Origin of the sequence: Streptomyces sp. NPDC008092 (assembly GCF_042957285.1) — a bacterium.
Lineage (GTDB): Bacteria > Actinomycetota > Actinomycetes > Streptomycetales > Streptomycetaceae > Streptomyces.
Genome location: NZ_JBIBHY010000003.1, coordinates 164,300 through 185,858, shown reverse-complemented (window position 1 = coordinate 185,858; position 21,559 = coordinate 164,300). Strand labels below are relative to the sequence as shown.

The window sequence follows — 21,559 nt, the reverse complement described above, 5'->3', positions numbered from 1 at the left end:
CCCCAAAAAAAGCAAGTCGGACTAGCGCCGTCTGTGGACAAGGCGCCCCGCGCACACCGTGGCGATGCACTCCCCCGCCTCGTCGAACACCGCCAGGTCGGCCCTGGTGGTTTCGGTGAGGTGGGGTCGAGGCGCGTGGGGCAGTACGAGGACGTCGTTGCGGGCGGCCGCGGCTCGGAGTTCCGGGGAGTCGGTGTGCCGGTCGAGGACGGCTGTCGCACCCGACTTCAGCACCGCATGTACGCGTTCCCGCGGCGTCGGAGCGTCCGGGAGCGCGTGTTCGTGGACGCGCGCCGGACCGAGTACTCCCGGCCAGTTCCGCACCCGGGCGCCCGGGAAGCGCGCCAGCAGGTCCGCCCGCGCCCCCACGGCGGTGATCCGGTCGCCCTCGACGACGACGGCGCCGTCCTTGAGGGCGGCACCGTCCCAGTCGTGGCGGATCTCGTCCGCCGCGTGAATCGTCAACACAACCGGGTCAGTTGGCGCTGAGCAGCTTCAGCTCGGGGTGCGCCGTCCCGCCCTCGATCGCCGTCGAGGAGATGTGGGACATCACCCGCTCGTCGACCGGGTCGTTCGCCGGGTCGTCGTGGACGACGAGGTGCTCGTACGTCGTGGCGCGCTGCGCCGGGACGCGGCCCGCCTTGCGGATCAGGTCGATGATCTCCAGGCGGTTGGAGCGGTGCTTGGCGCCGGCGGAGGAGACGACGTTCTCCTCCAGCATGATCGAGCCGAGGTCGTCCGCGCCGTAGTGGAGCGAGAGCTGGCCGACCTCCTTGCCGGTGGTCAGCCAGGAGCCCTGGATGTGGGCGACGTTGTCCATGAAGAGGCGGGCGATGGCGATCATCCGCAGGTACTCGAAGAGCGTGGCCTGGGTGCGGCCCTTCAGGTGGTTGTTCTCGGGCTGGTAGGTGTACGGGATGAAGGCCCGGAAGCCGCCCGTACGGTCCTGGACGTCCCGGATCATGCGCAGGTGCTCGATGCGCTCGGCGTTGGTCTCGCCGGTGCCCATGAGCATGGTCGAGGTGGACTCGACGCCCAGCTTGTGGGCCGTCTCCATGATCTCCAGCCAGCGCTCGCCGGACTCCTTGAGGGGCGCGATGGCCTTGCGGGGGCGCTCGGGGAGCAGTTCCGCGCCGGCACCGGCGAAGGAGTCCAGACCGGCCTCGTGGATGCGGGTGATGGCCTCCTCGACGGAGACGCCGGAGATCCGGGCCATGTGCTCGACCTCGGAGGCTCCCAGCGAGTGGATCACCAGCTGCGGGAACGCGTCCTTGATCGCCTTGAAGTGCTTCTCGTAGTACTCGACGCCGTAGTCGGGGTGGTGGCCGCCCTGGAACATGATCTGGGTGCCGCCCAGTTCGACCGTCTCCGCGCAGCGGCGCAGGATGTCGTCGAGGTCGCGGGTCCAGCCCTTGGCGGTGTCCTTGGGGGCCGCGTAGAAGGCGCAGAACTTGCACGCGGTGACGCACACGTTCGTGTAGTTGATGTTCCGCTCGATGATGTACGTCGCGATGTGCTCGGTACCGGCGTAACGGCGGCGGCGTACGGCGTCGGCGGCGGCGCCCAGCGCGTGCAGCGGGGCGTCGCGGTAGAGGTCGAGCGCCTCCTCGGGCGTGATGCGTCCGCCCGCCGCGGCACGGTCGAGGACAGACTGGAGGTCGGCCTTCTCGGTCACCAGGGCTTTCCCTTCGGCAGGGGTCGTGGACGGACGCAGCCAGCCTACGCCAGCCGCTCCGGCAGGTCGGCCTCGGTACGGCCGAGCACGATCTGGTCGAAGAGGGCGCCGCCGCCGTCCGTGCGCACACCGAGCTGGGTGATCTTCTTCAGCCTGCCGGTGCTCGCCGCCCACAGGTCCACGCGGACGGTCCGCCAGCCGTCGGCCGGGAACTCGTCGGCCGGGACCGTGATCTGGGTCAGCACGGTGTCGGGGGACCCGAACCGCGAGATCCCGGCGTTCACGGCGAAGTACTGGTCGGAGCCGTCCGCCTCCGGGCTGCCGCCGGGCCCCAGCCGCAGGCCGATCCCGGTGGTCCCGGGGCCGAGCGCCTTCCAGGCGAACTGGAGGTACCGGTACTGGGCCGGGGCGCCCGGGTGCTCCACGATCTCGAAGTTCCAGTCGTGCATCGTGTCCAGGAAGAAGCGGCCGTGCCGGATGGGGTACTGGGCGTCCGGCAGCGCCACGGGCACCCGCAGGCACCGGTGGCCGGAGTACGCGCCGCCCTCCTGGATGTCCACCACGTGCGGGCCGTCGAGCAGGAGGTCCTCCACGTCGTCCACGCGGTCGTCGAAGAGGACGGCGAGGGCGTTGTTCTCCACCACGTCCCGGTGGGAGGGGCCGAGGACCCTGCCGTGGAGGACGAGTTCGCCGAGCCGCAGATTGCCCGCCGGCCAGGTGGAGCCGCCGGTCGTGACGAACCGGAAGCGTCCGGAGTGCAGCGGCGGCTCGACGGCGTGGCTGTGCAGGGCCTGGTCGGAGAGGAGCATCGGACCGTCCCGCCAGGCGCCGGCCCGGGCGTCCCACCACTGGAGCAGGACGTCCCGCAGCCAGGACTCGGGGTGCGCGGGGTCCTCGGCGATCGTGACGCCGGTCAGCTCCAGCTGGTAGCGGAAGGTGTCCACCGTGAGGAGGAAGCGGTGGTCCGAGCCGGTGGCTCCCATGCCGTTCAGGAGCGTCCGGTTCAGCCACGGCCGGGCGGGCGGATCGGCGCTGCCGTCGGTGAGGAGGCCGAAGAGCTCGTCCGGGTCCTGGGTCATGCCACGAACCGGGTCGACCGTCTGCATCCCGAGATAGGCGTACGTCTGCACCAGCAGGTTGGGCGTCAGCGGGTAGGCCTCGGACCGTGCGTTGCCCCAGTCCGCCCGCACCACCGGCACCGGGTCCGGGGCCCGCAGCTTCGGCCGGATGTCCGTCTCCTCGGGGGCCAGCCGGGTCCGCCAGCGCTCCTTGAGGTCGGCGCGGTAGCGGATGACCGTGCCCATCCAGGTGGCCACCAGCAGATCGCCGTCCGGCAGCCAGGCCGGCACCGGGAGGGCGCGCAGGTCGGTCTCGGTCAGCAGGGCCCCGTCGCGGTCGAGTACGGACAGGGTGCCCAGCTCGCTGCCCACGGCGATCCGGGTGCCGTCGGGCGAGACGCGCGGGCGGCGCAGGAAGTCGTCCCCGGTGTACGTCCACAGCAGCCCGCCCCCGGTGTCGAAGGCCCGGAGCTGGTTGCCGGTGGTGGCTACGAGGAAGGAGCCGTCGGCGGAGAGGGACAGTTCGCTTGCCGCGGTGGGCAGGGTGTGGGCCAGGGCGCCGTCCCGGATCACGAACACCCGGCCGCCGTCGGCCTCGGACGCGAGCACGGCCGTACGCCGGTCGCTGCTGACGGTCGCGGCGCCGAAGGCCCCGCCGAGGTTCCCGCTCGCGGTGGTGGCGAAGGTCCACAGGGTGCGGCCGTCCGCCGCCGAGAGGCCGGTGACGGTGTCGTCGGCGAAGGTGATCAGGGTGTCGTCGTCGAGGGCGAGGAGACGCAGCGGGGTGCGCCGGTTCTCCGTCCACCAGGGGTGCGTCCACTTCTCGCGCCCCTCCTCGTCCCACACCGCGAGGCCCAGGTCGCCGCAGGAGGCGGTCCACGAACCGCCGGGCGCCACCGCGAAGTTGTTCAGCCCGTAGTCGTAACCCCACTCGCTCTTGGACCAGTCGGTGGCCTTCTTGGGCAGGCCGAACAGGGCGTACCGGCGCTGTGCCCGTCCGGCGGAGTCCAGTTCGTAGAGGTGGTAGCCCTCGGCGGAGCCGAGGTCGAAGCCCTGGACGGCGAAGCCGTCGGGGCGGGCGGTGGGGGCGTAGGCGAAGTGGTGGCCGACCCGCTGCCGCCAGCGGGTGCGGCCGGTGACGAGGTCGAGGCCGTAGAGGTTGTGGTCCCAGTTGAAGGTGTTGAGGGCGGCGGTACGGCCGTCCGCGGAGACCGCGAGGTCCCGGACGTGCGGCCCGAACCCGTCCTCCGAGGCCGACGGCAGCGGGCCGTGCAGCAGCGGGACGATCGCGTAGAGCCGGGCCGGTACGGTCCGCAGGTCCGCCGTGAAGACGCCGTCGAGGAGCGAGACCGTTGTGCCGGTGAGCACGTCGACGACGTGGTGCAGCGCGGGCAGCCTCACCTTCAACCGTGCCTGCACGGGCAGCCGTTGGGCGCAGAGCAGCCCCACCCGCCAGGCGGTCTCCGGCTCCCAGTCGGGCATGGTGTTGTTGACGGCCCAGATGTACGTGACGTCCCTGGCCGTCCGCTCGCTGAGCAGCACCTCGGGGTTGTCGCACTCGGCGACCGGCGGGACGGCGGCCAGCGCCCCGGCGACGGCGGCGCCCTGCGCGAGGAAGGCTCGGCGCAGCCGGTAGTAGGAGGTGTCGTCGCCCTGCCAGGCGGGTTCCCGCGCGATGTCGACCTGGTCGAACCCGAAGCCGAGCGGGCGGAAGGCGGTGCGGTACTTGGGGTGGCAGGTGTCGTCGGCGTACACGTTCGCCCGCACCGCCTGCAGGGCCTCGTCCAGGCGCGGATCCAGGTCCACCTTCTGGCCCACGAGCAGGACGGCCTGGTAGCCGCGCAGGACGTCGGCGGTCGCGTCCTCGGCGATGTCCTCGGTGAAGACGAAGGACGCGGGGCGGTGGGCGTAGAGGCAGGCGTTGTAGGCGTCGTAGAGGCCGGCGAAGTAGAGGCCGGCGAACCAGCCGCCCTCGTAGGTCTCCAGGCGCAGCATCCGGGTGGAGACGACGATCGCGATCCGGTCGGCCGACCGGGCGCCCGCGACGGTCGGGGCGAGGCGGGCGATCAGGTCGAACGCGGCGCGCTGGACCGAGGTCTTGCCCGCCCCTCCGGAGCGCGGCTCGCCGCGCCGCCAGCCGCTGCCGCCGGTGCGTTCCGCGTAGGCGGCGACCGGCTCGACCTGGCGGACGCCCTCGTCGGGGACCATGCCGGTGCCGTTCGGGCCGCGCAGCACCTGCTGGAAGAGCGTCGGCAGGATCATCCCGCCGGTGCCGTCGTCGTTGGTCAGCTCCGGGTGGCCCCAGGCCGGTCTGCCGGGCCGCCGGTAGAAGTCGACCATGTGGGCGGTGGCCAGCATCACCTGGATCTGCTCGCCCTGGTAGTGCAGGTCGACCTCGTCGGCCTGGGCGAACAGCACCGGGGGCACGGTCTGGGGCTGCCGGTAGGGCGGGGTCAGGGCGGTGGTCAGGCCGGGGGCCACGTCGTCGAGCGCCTTGCGGAACGCCTTCGCCGCGGCCGGTTTCAGGTTGATCGAGCGGTCGGTCACGGTGTCGAGCACGGGCGCCCAGGCGGGATCGCCGGCGGCGATGGCCTTCAGCCGGTCGTTGTACTCCGTGCGCTCCGTCTCGCTCTCCGCGGCGACCACGCCCACCGGGCCGTTCCACCAGTTGGCGCCCCAGGTCCAGCCGCGGAAGGCGGCGTACGCGGCGAGCAGGCCGGTGGTGGTCCTGATGTCGTCCGCCAGTTCGGCCAGGTCGCGGTTCTCGAAGTTCTTCGGCCACTCCAACGGCAGGTAGGCGTCGTTGTAGAGCAGCACCGCCTGTTCCTCGATGCCGTACGCGCCGTAGCCCGCGATGGTCCGGCGGCCCACGTCCTCGAAGACGGCCTTCTGCCAGTGGACCGCGGCCGGTGACTTCCGCAGCCGGTCGACGATCTCTCCGTCGGCCGCGGAGTCGGCCGCGAAGGTGCGGCCCCAGTTCACGCCGAGCCGGTCGACGGCGAGGTTGAGACCGAGCGTCCGCACCCTGGCCAGGTGGGCCTGGACCAGGTCCGGCAGGTCCGCGAAGCGCGGCAGCCTGGCGGTGGCCGGGTCCTTGGCGACCTCGCGGGGGTCGATGGGGAAGCAGGCGTGGTTGGGGGCGTAGATGTCGGAGTAGAGGGTGAGATGGAAGTCGGGCCTGCCGGCCAGTCCCGGCCCGATCTCCAGGTACTGCGGGGCGACGGCGAAACCGGCCGGCGCACCGGCGTCGACGACGTACCGTCCGGGCTCCAGGGCCGCGGTGAGCGCGGGGCCGATGACCAGCCGGCCGACGCCGGCGGCGTTCAGGGGGAGGTTCTCCCAGACCCGGACCTCCGCTCCCGCTCGCGTCAGCACCACCCGTACGGCGGCCGGCAGCGGCACCCCCGGGGCCACCCGGGCCTCGATCTCGACGGTGACGGCCTCGCCGCGCCCGTAGTGGAGGCGGTTGAGGTCGACCCGCCTGTCCCTGCCGTCGGCGTCCTTGACGATGCGGCAGCTCATCAGTGACAGCGAGCCCTGCCCGGTGCCGCCCGGGCGGATCTCGACGATGCCGTCCAGGACGTACTCGCAGACGCGCCCGCCGACATCCGGCGACACCCGCACCTGGTACAGCCCGCGGGCATCGGCGGGCGGGGTCACCGTGCCGCCGGACAGCGGGAGTTCGGTGAACTCCGGCAGGCCGAGCGGGCGCAGCCAGACCCGGAAGCGCGGCCGGTCGGCCCAGCTGCCCGGGGTGTGGGTGACGGTCAGGGGCACGGCCGTGCCGGCGGTCCACACGTCGGCGTCGTACTGCACGCTCAGCCGCTCGACGTCGGCGAGCACCCGGTCCCGGTCGCGCGCGGTGCCGGTCGCGACGTCGTACACCTCGACCAGGCTGACGGGGTCGTCCCGCTTGACGTGGTACTTGTCGTCGCGGAGCCGCAGGTGCTGCACCTCGTGACCGTCGTCGGGCAGCGCGATGGTGCCCGCCGTCCACTGCGTCTGCCCCGGGCTCCCGGGCTGGTAGACCCGCAGTTCCTGCCTGCCCCTGCCCTTCACGATCACATGGAGTTCGCCGTCGCCGTTCGCGTCGAAGCCGCCGTAGAGCCCGCCCGAGACCTTGACCTCGTCGGACCAGAGGAACCGCCCCTGCAGATCGGTGGCACAGAGGATGCCGGACGCGCCGTTCCCCGCCTTGGACCACGCGGTGTAGATGCGGTCGGCGTTCTCCGCCACCCGCAGTCCGACCGCCGCCTGGTTCGAGACGGCGGCGTCCGGCAGCCCGGTGAGGGGGATCTCCTGGCTCAGGGTGGCGTCGGGGTTCAGCCGCAGGACGCGTCGCCGGTGCTGGTCGAGGGCGTAGAAGGCGCCGGACTCGGCCGCCTCGATGCCCGAGGGCGAGGTGTAGCCGAGGGTGTCGTCGGCGGCGAAGTCGTCGTAGTGGCCGAGCACGTCGAAGTCGGCGTCGTAGAAGACGATCCGGTGCTGGAAGTGGTGCTCCGCGACGGCGATCACCCCGGCCGCGCTGGCCGTGACGGCCAGCGCGGCGGCGCCGACGCGGACGAAGCGCCGGCTGCCGTCCGCTCCCAGCCGCAGCAGCCGGCCGTCCGGGGAGCCGCCGGTGACCAGATAGCGGTTCCTGTCCAGGCCGTAGCCGAGTTTCAGGTTCGGCACGTCGAAGACTGCGTGGTACCGGGATACGACCTGTTCGATCTTCCTTGCGCTCACTGCGGTTCTCCCCCGCTCGCGCCGATCGCGGCTCGCCCGCAGTTCATGACTGGCGCGGGCATGCCTCAGGATCGCCACGTGCACCGGAGCGGCACAATCACCACACCGGGCGAGCGGTCGAACTCCCTTGCGGGCGACCGGAGTTCTACGCCGTGTACGCCCCCACCAGCAGTCCCGCGAACGCGCCGGCGATCAGGAACGGCCCGAACGCGATCGCGGTCCTGCGCCCGGCCCGCCGCGCGACGACGAGCGCGCCGCCGTACAGGGCACCGAACAGGAACCCGGCGAAGGTGCCGAGCAGCACCGTGGGCCAGCCGTACCAGCCGAGGACGGCACCCGTGCCGAGGGCCAGCTTCACGTCGCCGAAGCCCATGCCGCCCGGGTTGACGAGGAAGAGGACGAAGTACGCGCCGCCGAGGGCGAGGGCCGCGTAGAGGGAGGTGAGCCAGTCACCGGCGTGCTCGGGGAGCAGGGCGGCCGCCCCGAGGAGGGCGAGGGCGGCGGCCGCGAGGGGGAGCGTGAGGGGGTCGGGGAGGCGCTGCACCCGGAAGTCGACCACCGCGAGCAGCACGCCGACGGGGGCCAGGAGCAGCCAGACGGCGAGTTCGGGGCGGGTGCCGGTGGCCAGGGCCAACGCTGCGCAGACGAGGGCGGTGGCGAGGGCGAGGGGGGCGGGTGCGGGTGCGTGGGTGGTTGCGGTCTTGGTGTTCCCACCCGCGCCACCCGTGCGAGTTTCGTCGTCGGGTGCGGGTGGCCCCTGTGGGGCGTTCTCGCCGTCGGCGGCCACCGGTTCGTCGTGGGGGGCGGGCGCGGGTGCGTGGATCGGGGAGGCGGTCGCGCAGGTGCCGCAGGTGGTGCGGCCCAGCCAGCCCCTGACGGGGTGGCCCGCGGGGCACGCCTTTCGCCACTCCTCCCCCGCCGGGGCCGAGAAACGGTACGCGGCGCGGGGCAGCAGGGAACCGGCCGCGGCGCCCCAGAGGGCTGCGGCGGCCGGGACGGCGAGGTCCAGCGCGGTCGTCATCCGGTCGCGGCGGCGCCGTCGCGCCAGGTCGGGAGGAGTTCGTCGAGGAGGGCCTCGGTGCGCGGGGGCAGGCCGCGCGCGCCGCTGCGGGCGATCAGGTCGGCGGCGAGGGCGCGCAGCCGGTCCGGGTCGCCGGTGGCGTGCGTGGCGCGCAGCAGCTCGTTCCAGAGGCGCTCGTCCGCCGGGGCCGTCTTCAGGGCGGCGCCGAGCGCCTCGATCGCCTTCTCCGCGCGGTCCTTCTCCAGGTGGAACGCGGACAGCGCGAGGCCGATGTCGGCGACCAGCAGCGGGAGCTGGGCGTCGACGATCTCGTGGGTGAGCCAGCGGTAGCGGCCCTCCGCGCGGTCGGCGAGCAGCGGGCCGCGCACCAGGACGAGGGCGTCGGTGAGCAGCCGGCCGCGGACCGCGCGGCTGTCGACGCCCTTGCCCTGGGTGGCCTCGTAGTAGAGCGAGCGCAGCACGTCGAGGTCGGAGACGACGGACTTGGCGAGGGTGAGGCGGCCGGCCGCGTCCGCGCGCAGCCGGGGGCTGCCGTCGGGGTCGGTGCCGAGCCAGCCGCGCAGCCGCTCCAGGAGGGCGTCGCGGACGTCCTCCGTCACGCCCCGCGGCCACAGCGCGGACGACAGCACGCGCGGGTGCACGCCCTCGCGGTGCAGGAGGAGGAGGGCGAGGGCCTCGTGGAGGAGGGGGCTGCGGTCCCCGTCGGGGGTGTCCAGGCCGATGATCTCGTACGGCCCGACGAGCCGCGCGTACACCGCGGGACGGCCCTGTTCGCTGATGTCGACGAGGAACGGCGGGGTGGTGGTGGGCCCGTCCGGGTCGCGCTCCGGGTCGGCCTCCACGAAGAGTTCGACGACCGCGCGCTGCTGGACCGCGGGCAGCAGCTGGGCCTGGAGTTCGAGGCCGAGCAGCGGAGCGAGGAGCCTGCCGTCCGGGGTGATCTCCATCGCCCAGGCGGCGCCGGGCAGGTCGTCGCGCTCGCTGCCGACCAGGTAGCCGATGCCGAGCCGGGCGGCGTCGGCGGCGAGTTCGGCGAGGCGCACGGCGTCCTCGGCGGACGGCTGGGTGGCGAGGAGTACGAGGTTCGGCGCCCAGCGGGTGTGCTGGGCGGGCCCGGTCCGGCCGGTGAGGACCGAGTGGTGGTCGGCGGCGCCGAGCGCGCCGCGCCGCTGCCGGGTCTCCGCCTCCATCGTCTCGAACAGCGCCTCCACGTCGTCGAGATGGCGCAGCCGGTTCGGGGCGAGCGGCGTGAGGTCGGCGCCGAAGCCGACGAGGGTGATGGTCATGCGGTCCGACCAGCCGTTGGTGGCGAGTTCGGCGGCGACGGAGGCGAACACGGCGGCCCGGTCGGCCTCCCGGCCGCTCAGCGAGACGATGCCGGGCACGGCCTCCAGGTTGAGCAGCAGCCGCGAGTCGTCCATGGTGCCGAGGCTGACCAGACCCGGGTACGGCGCCGCCGCGTCGGTGTCCTCGTAGCGCCCGGCGTCCGCGCGGGACAGCGTCCAGAACGTCTGGTCCTGGCCGAGCTGCCAGGGCGCCGGGGGCTTGCCGGCCGGCTGGGCGAGCTGCAGGTGCAGGTCGCCGTGGCTGAGCCAGGCCGCGTAGACGACGGGCAGGGAGCGGGACTCGGCGGTGAGGGCGGCGGCGAGTCCGCGCAGCGACCGGTCGAGCAGTCGTACGCCCTCCGGGTCGGCGCCGACCAGCAGCGCGTCCTGGACGTCCTGGGCGTCGCCGGCCGGGATCGGCGGCTCCATGCCGCGGCGGCCGCCGACGGCGCCGAGCGCCGACTGCCACAGGGCCTGCCGGCGCCGACGGCCGAGGGCGGCGAGCAGGCCGGCGGCGAGGAGGGGGGCGCCGAGCAGGGCCTCGGACAGGCCGAAGGAGGAGGACGAGGAAGAGGAGGAAGAGGAGGAGGCGGCGGCGGAGGAGTCCGCAGAGGTCCCGTGTGCGGCGGGGGTGCCGGTGGTGTCGCCGGCCTGGCGCTGCGCGGGCACGGTGATCTGGGCGGTCGCCCCGTCCCCGCCCGCGTGCTGCCCGCCGCCCTGCGCCTGCTGCTGGTGCTGGGCGTGGTCACCGGTCTGCGCGTAGTCGCCGATCTGCTGCCGGACCTCCGGCGAGACGTGCGCGTCGGGGTTCTCGACGAGTTCGCCGCCGTGCGCGTCGCCGGGCATCTCCATGATCCAGCCGGGGCGGATGAGGCTGGCCTCGGAGAGCCGGGAGCCGTCGGGCTGGATGCGGTCCTTGTTGAGCTCGTAGATCTCCTTGTACCGGCGGCCGTCGCCGAGGTGGCGCTGCGCTATCTCCCACAGGGAGTCGTGGTGGCGGCCCTCGGGCGGCTGGATCCGGTAGTACTTCGTCGCCCCGTGCGCGGCGGTGGAGCCGCCCTGCTCGGCCTGGGCCGCCGCATGGCCGGCCTGCTCGGCGAGGGCGGCGGCGGTGCTCTTCGCCTGCTCCTGCTGCTGGGCGAGGATGCCGGGGGTCGCCTGGGCGGTGGCCACCGTGCCCTTCTGGTTGCCCTCCAGGCTGTGGCCGAGCTGGGAGAGGCCCGGGGTGAAGCTGGCGGCGGTGGCGCCGACCAGCAGCAGCGCGGCCACCAGCTGACGGGCGAGCAGCTGGCTCGGGCCGGCGCCGGGGACCCGGCCGGGCAGGCCGACCCCGGAGACGGCGGCCTTGACCTCCACCAGCACGCAGGCCGTGAACTGGGCCCAGGCCAGCCAGACGACGACCGTCAGCGCGTTCAGGAACGTCTGTACGTCGATCGGCTGCGACAGCCAGTCCATGCTGGGCGCGCTGCGCGGCAGGGGCCAGCCGACCGTCACGGCGAGGGCGCCGGGGACGCCGACGACGAGGACCAGCAGCGCCACGAAGGCGAGGAACGCCTTGACGACGTCCCCGAACGTACGCCGACGCAACCGCACCGGCTGCGGGGTCCGGTTCCGCGGACCCGACGGACCGGTGCCCGTCGGTCTTCCCGTCGAGCCTGATGTGCTGCGTCGCGCCATGGCGGGTGTCCCGGGGTCGTGTGCGGAAGGAGTGGGCCGGGGGCACATCGAGCCAGCCGAGGTCCCCTTGACGATCCTATTGACTGGCACCGACACCGTCGAAGGGGCGGAACCACCAACCTCCGCCCGAATTCTCCGGTTTCACCAACCGGTTCCCCATTGGCCGGAGTTGCCACCACCCGACCCGTGCACGCCCCCTCCACACGCCCCACACAGTCCGTCAGCCGCCGACCCGCAGCGCGGACAGCAGGAAGCGGGTGAGGGCGGAGGTCGGGAAGGTGATCGCGGCCACACCCTCCGCCGCGCGGAGTTCGACGACCGTGCGGGAGTCGCCGTACGGGCGTACGTGCACGTTGCCGAGCGCGGCCGGACCCGCCAGCCCCTCCTCCAGCAGGGCCCGCGCGAAGGTCCAGACGACCTCCTCGCCGTCCAGGGAGATCCACGGCGGGAAGACGAAGTGCACGGCCTGCGGGTCGGCCGAGGTGTAGCGGAGCGTCGCGGGGACCGCCACCTCCTGCTCGTCGGCGGTGAGCAGGCGGGCGCCGGTGGGCTGCTCAAGCGTGATGGGCACGGGGCGTCTCCGGGGATGCGTGGTGGACCGTCGTACAAGTGAGAGCGCCGGATCGCGGGTTGATTACGCGGGAAACGCAAGGAAGTTGAGTGACATGCATCACTTCTTGATGCGCTTGAAACTTTGCTTGAAAGTTTCGTCATCTACGCTGACAAACCTTCTCCCGCCCCTGACCCGGCAACTGGAGCGTTCCGCCATGCACGACGGTTCCTCTGCAGTGATCAGCACCACCGCCTACGCCCGGATCTACGAGGAACAGCAGCCGCGGCTCGTCGCGTACGCCCGCTCCCTCACCCGCAACGCCTGGGTCGCCGAAGACCTGGTCGCCGAGGCGCACTTCCGGGTCTGGCGGCGGCTGGCCGAGGGGCACGAGATCGACAACGTGTCGGCGTACCTGACGACGACCGTCCGGCACCTCGCGTACGCCGCGAACGGTGCCGCGCACGAGACGCCCCGCGACCCGCAGGACGATGAGCAGCCCGAGTCCGGCCGGCACGGCGAGGACCCCGCCGAGCGCGTCTCCTCCGTCGACCTGGTCGTGCGCGTCCTGGCCCAGCTGCCCGAACGCTGGGTCAAGGCCCTCTGGCTGGCCGAGGCCGAGGGCCAGCCGCTGGCGCAGATCGGGCCGCAGCTGGGCACCAAGGAGGGCGCCACCGCCGTACTGCTGCACCGCGCCCGGGAGGGGATGCGGCAGGCGTTCCTGCGCACCCAGACCGGGGCTCCGGACGACCCCGCATGCCAGGTCCACTGGAGCCGGATGCCGGCCTACGTGCGCGGCGCCGCGACGGAGCGTCAGTCCGACCGGCTGCTCGCCCACGTGGACACCTGCGCGGACTGCCGGGCCCGGCTCGCCGCCCTGATGAGCGCCAACGACCGCCTCCCGGCCCTGGTCGGCCCGGCCCTGCTGGTGTTCGCGGTGGGCGGCACGGCCGGCAGGTTCCTGCTCTCCCTGACCACGGCCGGGGCCTCGGCGGCCGGCCACGCGAGCGGCGGCGGAGCGGGGAGCGGACTGCTGCACGGCGTACGGCAGGCCACCGGCGTGGCCGGCACGAAGGCGCCGGTGGTGGCCGCGGCGGCGGGTGCGATGGCGGCCGGTGCGGCCGCGCTGGTGCTGATACTCGGCCCCGGCCAGGCCGACTCCGTCCCCGCCCGGCGGACACCGGTCGCCGACGCGCCGGTGGCGCAGGTACCGGTGACCGGCCGGCCGGCGACCCCGACGGACGCGCCCGCCACACAGCCGACGGTGACACCAAGTCAGCACGGCGGGGAGACGGTACGGCCGCAGGCCACCGGCGACGACGGCACGGACGGCGCGGCCGCGTCAGGGCCCGAGCCCACCACGCAGCCGCCGTCGGACAGCGGCGGCGACAACGGTGACGGCGGCTCGACGGCGGATCCCGGCGGTCAGACCCCACCGGACGACGGCGACGGGAGCAGCACTCCGCCCGCACCGCCGGCGCCACCCTCCCCGCCCGCGGCCCCCACTCCCCCGGCACCGCCGACCGCACCCACGCCGCCCACCGCACCGACACCGCCCGCCGATCCCACGCCCCCGGCGGACCCGGCTCCCGCCGACCCGCCGCCCGTCACCGACCCGGCACCGGCCGACCCGACACCGGTCACCCCGCCCGACGACGACTGCCCACCCCGGCACAAGCACCCTGGAGGGGCGCGGGACTGCATTGCATGTGCGGCTGCCGCCGCGTGGGCGCGACCGGCCCCAACGGCGCCGCAGACGGACACCGGCGGATAGCGGCCCTCCCGGCGGAGCGCCCGGCGCCTAACCGACCTCGTTCTCGGCCGTCGCCTCGCCGTGCACCACGATCGCGCCGCCGTAGAACATGCCCGTGAAGACCGGCTCGTACGTCAACTGGACCTCGACCTGCACCTGTTGGGCGTCGGCGGTGACGCAGTGGGTGCCCGCGACGTCGGCGGTGGACATGTCCATCTCGCGGGCGAAGGTCTTCACCCGGGCGTCGCAGTCCTGGAAGTTGATCGGCGCCTCGCCCTGGTTCTCGTACAGCTTGTCCAGGTCGATGTCCTGGGCCGCGTAACGGGCCGCCTGCTCCGCGATGTCGGCGGCCCGTTCGCGCTTGGAGATGGACAGGCCGCCGTCGATGACGAACGCGGACAGGGCGAGGAAGACCAGGGCGAAGATGATGACCGCGCCCGCGCCCGAGCCCCGGTCGTCGAGACGGAGCCGGCGCGCGGTCCACCAGCTGCGCAGCACCGCAAGGCTCATGCCGCCCTCCGGAACGGGTCGAGGGGCGAGGAGAACGTCGAGGTCAGGGTCGTCGGGATGTCCAGGCCCAGCATGGCCAGACCCCGCACCCGGCAGCTCACCTCGACCGTGAAGATGCCGCCGGACTCGAAGCCCGCGCTGGTCTGGACGACGGAGACCGGCCCCGAGCAGACGTCCGACAGGTCGGCGTCGGCGGCCTTCCGGGCCTCCGACATGGCCGTGGCGTGGTCCTTCTGGATGGAACCGGCGCGGGCCGCGTCGCGCGCGGCGCCGTCGAGCGCCCCGCGGCCGTCGACGAGCTGGCCGAAGGCGACCAGGACGAGAATGAACAGGATCATCACCGGGGCGAGGATGACGACCTCGACGGTCGACAACCCCCGGTCGTCCGCGCTTCTTTCCCTTATGGAGGACATCTAGTTCGTATCCTCCACGAACCGCTCCACCGGTCCCGCCGACCGTGCGTGCACCGTCAGGTCCAGGCCCGGGAACACCGTCGGGATACGGGCCGTGATCTCGACGCCGACCGTGGTCTGCTCCGGCTGGAGCATCTGCACGTCGGGCGAGAGGACCAGCTGCGGGCCGAGCTGGCTGATGTAGGAGTCGACCACGTCCTTGGCCTCGGCGCGCCAGGCGCCGGGCTCCGCGTCGGCGGTGGCGCGGGCCTTGCGCGCGCCGGCCTGGGCCGCCGCCTGGGCCACGTGGTCGGCGAAGAAGTACAGCGCGAACTGCACCGTCGCGAAGATCATGAAGAAGAGAACGGGGGTGAGAAACACGAACTCGATCGCCGTCATGCCCGAGTCACCGCGCGCGGCGGCGGCCCGGCGGCGCAGCCATCCGTTCACGTCCACACAGACCCCCGTCATCCCCGTTGCGTCCCCGTCGTGCGCTCTGTGCGCCCGCTCAGCAGGTCTTGCTGTCGCTCGCGCCCGAGATGCAGGTGCCGACCTTGGTGGCACCGCTCTGCAGCGCGTTGCTGATGATGGCGGCCACCACGCCGACGATGGCCACGACGACCGCCGAGATGATGACCCACTCGACGGCGGAGGCACCGCGGTCGAGTTCGCCGGAGCGGGCGCGCTGCACCCGGCCCTGGAAGAAGGTGACCAGGAAGTCCACCGCCGGGATCCCGGTGCTGAAGTTCCGCTCGTTCATCATGACTTGTCCTCTCGAAACAGCAGTTGGCGAAGGTTCTCGATCCAGCTCGGGTCAGCTCACACCTGGAACACCCGCATCGCCGCCGGGAAGATCAGGAAAACCAGGAAGCCGGCACACAGCAGCAGCTGGGCGACGAGCATCGACTGGGACTTCTCGCCCGCGCTGCCCTCGATCTCGGCGAGTTCGCGGTGGCGCATGGTCTCGGCGCGGGAGGCGAGGGACTCACGGACCTTGGCGCCGTCGTCCGCGACCAGGGCGAGGGAGGCGGAGAGGTCCTTGAGCTCCTCCACGCCGAGTTCCTCGCCGAGCGCGCCCAGCGCCTGCCACTGGCTGACGCCGGTGATCCGGGCATCGGCGAGGGCGTTGCGGATGCGCTGGTTGGCCCAGCCGTCGGAGACCTCCGCGGCCGCCATCAGGGCCTCGGGCAGGCCGCGGCCGCCGGCCAGGCTCATCGACACCAGGTCGAGGTAGGCCCCGATGACCCGCCTGAGGTCGCGGCGCTTCTCGGCCGCGTCCCGTCGTACCTCCAGGTCGGGCAGGAAGAAGAACAGGGCCGCGCAGGCCAGGGCCAGCCAGACCGGGATGACCGGGTTGCGGCCGAAGCCCATGGTGTAGACGACGGCGAACAGGAACGGCCCGAAGATCAGGCCGGCGGCCGCGAGCAGCACCTTGGTCGCGAGGAACTTCTCCCAGCTGCGGTCCAGGACGGCGAGGTCGGCCCGGAGCGAGCGCTGTTCCCAGCCCTGCTGCCGGTAGAACTCGGCGACACGCTCGCCGACTTCGGCGCGCAGGGTGCCGAACCGGCCGGTGTCCTGCGTCTGCCGGGCCGACTCGTAGGCCGCGCCGCGGGCCCGCATCGCGTCGATCCGGGCGACCTGGGCGACCGCGCTGCGCCGGGACGGCATCAGGGCGCGGATCAGGACGTAGACGCCGAGCCCCAGGGTCACGCCGACGACGATCGGCATCGTGAGGTTCACCGGCGGGCTCCTTCCTCGGTGGGGAGCTGTTGCTGGCCGGGATGACCGGGCGCACCGGGCTGGCCGGGCTGGCCGGGAGCGGTGCGGGGCGGCCGTACGAACTGCACGGAGGACTGGTCGCGGACCAGGAACCGTTCCGGGGTCTCGATGGTGGACAGCTTGCGCAGCCACCAGAAGCCGAGCGCGAACAGCCCGCAGACCAGGGCGAGGACCAGCTGGCCGACGGCGGTGCCGTACGGCGCGACGAAGTCCCGGTTGAAGACGGCGAGGCCGAGGACGAACGCGACCGACACGGCGACGACGATCTGCACCGAGCGCCGGGTGGACGCCCGCTGGGCCATCACGCGCTGGCGCATGTCGACCTCCTCGCGCGCCGACTTGGCGAGCGCGCCGAGGACCTGGCGCAGACCGGGGCCGCGGAGGCGGGCGTTGAGGATGAGCGCCGCCACGGTGATGTCGGCGGACGCGTCGTCGATCTCGTCGGCGAGGTGCTGGAGCGCGTCGGGCAGCGGGGTGCGGGCGCGCAACCGGTCGACGAGGGCGTCGAGATGAGGCCGGAGGACGGGCGCGGCGGCGCGGGCCGAAGCCGGAATCGCCTGCTCCAGGCCGACCGCGCCGGCGATGGTGTCGCGCAGCGACTCGGTCCAGGAGGCGAGGGCCTCCACCCGCTTCATCGCGGCCCGCTCCTCGGCGGCGCCGCCGAACAGCTTGTCCCAGAAGAAGACCAGGACACCGGCGGCGATGCCGGCCACCGCCCAGCGGGTCAGCAGCAGCACCGCGAGCCCGATGATGGCGGCGAGCGAACCGCGCCGGCCGGCGAACCGGATGAGCTCGGCGGCCCGTTCGTTCGCCTTCTGCTTCTCGTGGTCGGGCTTGGCGGGCAGGCCGCGGACCGCCAGGATCAGCAGGGCGAGTCCGCCGCCGACGGCGACACCGCAGCCGAGGGCGTAGAGGACCGGGGTGGAGAAGAGCCCGCCCATGGAGCCCAGGGAATCCAGGTTCATGTCATGTCACCCCCACGCCCCGTGCGGCTGGTAGCCGTAGGCCATCAGGTCCTCCAGGCAGGCTATGGGCGCGTGCGGGACGATCCGGCCGTCGTGCGCCTCCGCGAACACCTCGCTGGACAGCACCCGGCCGTCGACGCCGTTGACCTCGCGGACCGAGGTGACCATGCGCTGGAGACGGCCGCCGGTCTGGTAGTTGTTGCGCCGCTGGATGAAGACGACGAAGTTCACCGCGCCCGCGATCAGCATCTGGCTGGCCTCGATGGGCAGCCGCTCGGAGGCCTGGAGCGCGTAGGTCGAGATGCGGTTGAAGACTTCGCTGGAGCTGTTCGCGTGGATCGTGGACAGCGACCCGTCGTTGCCCTGCGACATGGCGTTGAGCATGGTGACGATCTCGTCGCCGAGGACCTCGCCGACGATGACCCGGGAGGGGTTCATGCGCAGCGAACGGCGCACCAGCTCGGCCATCGAAATGGAGCCCTGGCCCTCGGAGTTGGGCAGCCGCTCCTCGAACGCGACGACGTTCGGGTGCAGGTCGTGAAAGGTGTCGAGCCCGAGCTCCAGCGCCCGCTCGACGGTGATCAGGCGCTCGTGCGGCGGGATCTCGTTGGCGAGGGCCCGCAGCAGCGTCGTCTTGCCCGCGTTGGTCGCCCCCGCGATCATGATGTTCTTGCGGGCACGCACGGCGCAGGCCATGAAGTGCGCGACCTCGGGCGTCAGCGTCCCGTTCCCCACCAGGTCGGAGATGAAGACCTTGCCCATGCGGGCGCGGCGGATGGAGAGCGCGGGCCGCCGGGTGACGTCCATGACGGCGGAGAGCCGGGACCCGTCGGGGAGCCGGAGGTCGAGCTGCGGGTTGGCGGAGTCGAAGGGCCGCGACGACAGACCGGAGTAGGCGCCGAGCACCTGGATCAGCTCGATGAGCTCCTCGTCGGTCTCCGCGACGGGGTCCCCGACGGCCTCCCGCCCGTCGCTGAACCCGACGAAGACCTGGTCGCACCCGTTGATGTCGATGTTCTCGACGTCCGGGTCGTCGAGCAGCGGCTGCAGCCGCCCCACGCCGAACAGCGCCGCGTGCACGGCGGCCGCGTACTGCTCCTCGGTCTCCGCGTCCAGCGGGGTGCGCCCGGCGTTGATCTCCGCGCGGGCGTACTCCTCCAGGATCTGGGCTATGACCGCGCGGGCGTACTGCCGTTCGTCCTCGGTGGACATCGGCGTCACGCCGGACGCCTGGTCCTGCCGGCGCTGCTCGGCGATCCGGTCGCCGGCGTCCTGCCGGAACCGCTTGACCAGCTGGTGGTCGACAGCGGTCATCGGCCGGCCCCCGCATGGGGTGCCTGCGGCGGTACGGACGTCGGTACGGTCCAGGCGGCGCCGTACTGCTGGTGGAGGTCGGCGGTGACCTTGCGGGCCGAGCGGATGAGCAGGGACTTGTCGAGGCGCCCGCGCTTGCGGCCGGCCAACTGGTCGGCGCCGGCCGGGTCGTCGGCGATGGTGCCGACCACGCGGGCGCCGGTCTGGGCGTGCACGAGCATGTCGTTGACCTGGTTGACCAGCTTGCCGGCGCCGGACGGGTCGGCGACCAGGATCACCCCGATCAGCGGGGTGGCGAGGGCGGCGGCACCGCGGGGACCGCCGTGCAGCTTCTGCGCGAGGGCGGCGGCCCGGTCCCGGACCCGGGCGAGCGCCTCGGGCTCGGTCCGCGAGACGAGCAGGACGAGCGCCGCGTGCGGGAACATCTCCACGGCCGGGGTGTCGCCGCTGATCCGTCCGCAGTCGGCGATGACGTCGGCCGGGGCGTTCGGGGAGTCGGCGAGCGAGGCGAAGGCGTGCCCGAGGGTGGGCCACAGCCCGGCGAGCCCGGCCGCGTGCTCGGCTATCCCGAGCCCGACGAGCACTTCGAGCCCGCCGCTCAACGGCTGTACGTGATCCCAGAGTTGGTCCGGTACGAGTCCTCGTCGCGCGGTGGCGGCGATGGACAGCATGCCGGTGTTCGGGTTCAGCGGCCCGCCGTGCGCGGCGGCGCTGCGGTAGACGAGGTCGCCGCCGGCCGGGTCGGCCTCGGCGAGCAGGACCCGGCGCGGCCAGACCGCGGCCAGCGCGACGGCCGCGGTGGTGACGCCGGGGGAACCCTTGTCGGCGGCGATTGCGATGAGCGCCATGGGGTGGGGGCCGCCTTCTAGTTGCCGTTGCCGGATGCGCCGGACACAAGGACCAGGGCGACCGAGCCGGTGGCGGCGGCCTGGGCCAGCGGGGCGGCGTCGCCGCTGTCGACGGTCAGCGTGACGGCGAGGTTGGTGCTGCTGACGAGAGAGCTGTCGCCGCCCTTCGTGTCCGGCACGTAGCTGACCTTGGCCTGGCCGACGATCGGGGAGTCGCTGCCGCCCGACGAGGAGGACGACGAGGAGGAACCCCCGGTGGTCGAGGAGCCGTTGCTGCTGACACGGTAGGCGGCGACGACGTCACCCATCTTGAGCCCGACCGGGTACTGGCCCTCCTTGAGGGAGAGGCCGACGGTGGCCTTGCCGGACGGGAGGGTGCTCTCCTTGCCGAACATCTGCCCCATGACGACCGTGTCCTTGTAGATGGTCGTCTTGGCCTTGTAGGTCTCCAGCGTGCTGAGCTGGGACCACTTGACGTAGTTGATGCTGTCGTCCGCCGCGACCAGCACGGACGTGACGTTGCCGGTGGTCACGGCCTCGCCGGGCTGGATGGTGGCGGTCACCTTGATGACCTCGATCCGGTCGCCGGCCTGCAGCACGAGCGTGGTGGCGCCGAGCGCGCCGAGCAGGATCAGCAGGACCGCGAGCGCGGCCAGCGCGGGCTTGCGCTCACGAGGCGCGGTGGGAAGCCGGTCACCGACCGAAGGCTGAGCCGGTCCGCCGGAACGACCGGCGCCCGCCCCCGTACGCTCTTGGATCTTCACGCAACCGCTCCCCGTTACAGCCAAGACAGTGTCTGTCAAGAACTCTGAAAACCTGTCGACAACCCTGAAACCTGTCGACGCTCGTCACCACGCCTCCCGGCACAGCGAAAGCAGACACTCCACACCAATCACCCCGATCCGGCCAAATACTCGACCGCGGGGTGGGTGTCAAGCGATCGCACCGTATCAGCCGCACATAAGCCCCTCAAGGCGCGGCGGGACTCCTTGACCTCACTGAAATCGTCGTTGCGATCTGCAACGGCGGTGACCTGTACGCCGGTTGGGACTCTGGACACATCAAGGGGCGCCGCAGTGTGCGCCGGTGAATCCACCACACCCTGCTCGCGGCCGGCCCGCGCCCGGCACCGTCACCGTGCGCCCATGAGGCCTGCACGAAGTGCTCACGACGACGGCCGGTTCCGGACGACGCCCCGACTAGGATCACGGGACCGCCGCCCTGAAGACCGCCCTGATGACCGGCCCCGAAGACCGCCCCGAAGACCGCGAGGATGGCAGACCGTGACCGTGCCGCAGCGCCACTCCTGGCAACCCCCGGAGGGCGAGAAGCTCGTGGCGCGCGCCCCGGTGTCCTCCGCGACCGGCGCGGCGGACCGGGTGAAGGGCCGGCGCTGGTTCCGTGACACCGAACGGCACGACATACAGGGCGAGTTGCCGGACTGGCCCAAAGGCCCGGCCTACCGGCTCAGATCGAAGGCCGGCCCCGTGGTGCGGGGCGCGCTGGCGGCCGTGTTCGTCCTCGGCGTGCTCGCCCTGGCCGTGGTCTTCGACGGCAACGTCCCCTCGGGCAGCGGCCCCGGCCGCTCCGGCTCGCTGGGCAGGAGCGAGGACCCGGAGAACGAGGAGACGGACTTCCCGGTGCTGTGGGCCGCCCCCGGCACGATCGCCCGCACCCTCCCCTGGGAACTCGACCCGGCCCGCCGCCCCGACACGGACACCACGCACCTGGTCCTGACCGACCGCCGCCTGCTGGTCCTCGGCGGGCTCCAGGACCCCAGGGCACCCTGGGAGGAAGTCCTCTGGGAGACGGACCTGAGCGCGGTCGCCACGGTCGAGCGACGGCCGTTCAGCGTCGGCGGACGGGACTTCAGGATCACCTTCACGGACGGCTCCTGGTGCCGGTTGACGTCCCTTGAGGGCGAGCCCCTGGTCGGTCACCTGACGGCGGCCTGACCGTTCCGG

General features: G+C 72.8%; 17 protein-coding genes. 2 read left to right on the top strand and 15 right to left on the bottom strand.

Annotated features, from left to right (window positions below):
* Positions 1–21: 21 nt before the first annotated feature.
* The 6 genes from ACFZB3_RS10025 to ACFZB3_RS10000 all read right to left on the bottom strand — a co-directional run bounded on the left by ACFZB3_RS10025 (position 22) and on the right by ACFZB3_RS10000 (position 12,055).
* Complete coding sequence (locus ACFZB3_RS10025; RefSeq protein ID WP_391372592.1) at positions 22–468, bottom strand: hypothetical protein; 447 nt, start codon at positions 466–468, stop codon at positions 22–24.
* Positions 469–475: 7 nt separating this feature from the next.
* Entirely contained in the window at positions 476–1,675 is a 1,200-nt protein-coding gene (mqnC, locus tag ACFZB3_RS10020) for a cyclic dehypoxanthinyl futalosine synthase (RefSeq protein WP_391372589.1), read from the bottom strand.
* 44 nt (positions 1,676–1,719) lie between these two features.
* Entirely contained in the window at positions 1,720–7,461 is a 5,742-nt protein-coding gene (locus ACFZB3_RS10015) for a PQQ-binding-like beta-propeller repeat protein (protein ID WP_391372587.1), read from the bottom strand.
* A 145-nt stretch (positions 7,462–7,606) separates the two neighbouring features.
* Positions 7,607–8,482 carry a prepilin peptidase gene (locus ACFZB3_RS10010; protein ID WP_391372584.1) on the bottom strand — a complete coding sequence of 292 codons (876 nt, stop codon included), beginning with the start codon at positions 8,480–8,482 and terminating at the stop codon, positions 7,607–7,609.
* Positions 8,479–11,484, bottom strand: a complete 3,006-nt coding sequence (locus tag ACFZB3_RS10005; protein ID WP_391372581.1) for a BTAD domain-containing putative transcriptional regulator — start codon at positions 11,482–11,484, stop codon at positions 8,479–8,481. The genes ACFZB3_RS10010 and ACFZB3_RS10005 overlap by 4 nt, the downstream gene beginning before the upstream one ends.
* A 220-nt stretch (positions 11,485–11,704) precedes the next feature.
* Positions 11,705–12,055 (bottom strand): SsgA family sporulation/cell division regulator, encoded by a 351-nt coding sequence (locus ACFZB3_RS10000; RefSeq protein ID WP_391372579.1) that lies wholly within the window; start codon positions 12,053–12,055, stop codon positions 11,705–11,707.
* A 196-nt stretch (positions 12,056–12,251) separates the two neighbouring features.
* On the opposite strand from ACFZB3_RS10000, the gene ACFZB3_RS09995 reads away from it, so the two are divergent.
* Entirely contained in the window at positions 12,252–13,808 is a 1,557-nt protein-coding gene (locus ACFZB3_RS09995) for a sigma-70 family RNA polymerase sigma factor (RefSeq protein WP_391372576.1), read from the top strand.
* A gap of 27 nt (positions 13,809–13,835) precedes the next feature.
* Here ACFZB3_RS09995 and ACFZB3_RS09990 read toward each other — a convergent pair whose 3' ends face one another.
* From ACFZB3_RS09990 to ACFZB3_RS09950, 9 genes are read right to left on the bottom strand one after another with little or no spacing between them, the layout of a single operon-like run.
* Positions 13,836–14,297 carry a pilus assembly protein TadG-related protein gene (locus tag ACFZB3_RS09990; protein WP_391372573.1) on the bottom strand — a complete coding sequence of 154 codons (462 nt, stop codon included), beginning with the start codon at positions 14,295–14,297 and terminating at the stop codon, positions 13,836–13,838.
* Positions 14,294–14,710, bottom strand: a complete 417-nt coding sequence (locus ACFZB3_RS09985; protein ID WP_391372570.1) for a TadE/TadG family type IV pilus assembly protein — start codon at positions 14,708–14,710, stop codon at positions 14,294–14,296. The genes ACFZB3_RS09990 and ACFZB3_RS09985 overlap by 4 nt, the downstream gene beginning before the upstream one ends.
* Positions 14,711–15,160 (bottom strand): TadE/TadG family type IV pilus assembly protein, encoded by a 450-nt coding sequence (locus tag ACFZB3_RS09980; RefSeq protein WP_391372567.1) that lies wholly within the window; start codon positions 15,158–15,160, stop codon positions 14,711–14,713.
* A gap of 37 nt (positions 15,161–15,197) precedes the next feature.
* Positions 15,198–15,449 (bottom strand): hypothetical protein, encoded by a 252-nt coding sequence (locus ACFZB3_RS09975; protein WP_391373998.1) that lies wholly within the window; start codon positions 15,447–15,449, stop codon positions 15,198–15,200.
* A gap of 59 nt (positions 15,450–15,508) precedes the next feature.
* Complete coding sequence (locus ACFZB3_RS09970; RefSeq protein WP_391372564.1) at positions 15,509–16,429, bottom strand: type II secretion system F family protein; 921 nt, start codon at positions 16,427–16,429, stop codon at positions 15,509–15,511.
* A complete protein-coding gene (locus ACFZB3_RS09965) occupies positions 16,426–17,433 on the bottom strand; it encodes a type II secretion system F family protein (RefSeq protein WP_391372561.1) in 1,008 nt (335 codons plus the stop codon). The genes ACFZB3_RS09970 and ACFZB3_RS09965 overlap by 4 nt, the downstream gene beginning before the upstream one ends.
* Positions 17,434–17,439: 6 nt before the next feature.
* Positions 17,440–18,747, bottom strand: a complete 1,308-nt coding sequence (locus tag ACFZB3_RS09960; protein WP_391372558.1) for an ATPase, T2SS/T4P/T4SS family — start codon at positions 18,745–18,747, stop codon at positions 17,440–17,442.
* The gene (locus ACFZB3_RS09955) at positions 18,744–19,595 is read right to left on the bottom strand and encodes a hypothetical protein (RefSeq protein WP_391372556.1); all 852 of its coding nucleotides are present in this window, start codon (positions 19,593–19,595) and stop codon (positions 18,744–18,746) included. The genes ACFZB3_RS09960 and ACFZB3_RS09955 overlap by 4 nt, the downstream gene beginning before the upstream one ends.
* Before the next feature lie 17 nt (positions 19,596–19,612).
* Positions 19,613–20,359, bottom strand: coding sequence for a hypothetical protein (locus tag ACFZB3_RS09950; protein ID WP_391372553.1), 747 nt, complete (start codon positions 20,357–20,359; stop codon positions 19,613–19,615).
* Positions 20,360–20,878: 519 nt separating this feature from the next.
* On the opposite strand from ACFZB3_RS09950, the gene ACFZB3_RS09945 reads away from it, so the two are divergent.
* Positions 20,879–21,550 carry a hypothetical protein gene (locus tag ACFZB3_RS09945; RefSeq protein WP_391372550.1) on the top strand — a complete coding sequence of 224 codons (672 nt, stop codon included), beginning with the start codon at positions 20,879–20,881 and terminating at the stop codon, positions 21,548–21,550.
* The last annotated feature ends 9 nt before the right edge of the window (positions 21,551–21,559 follow it).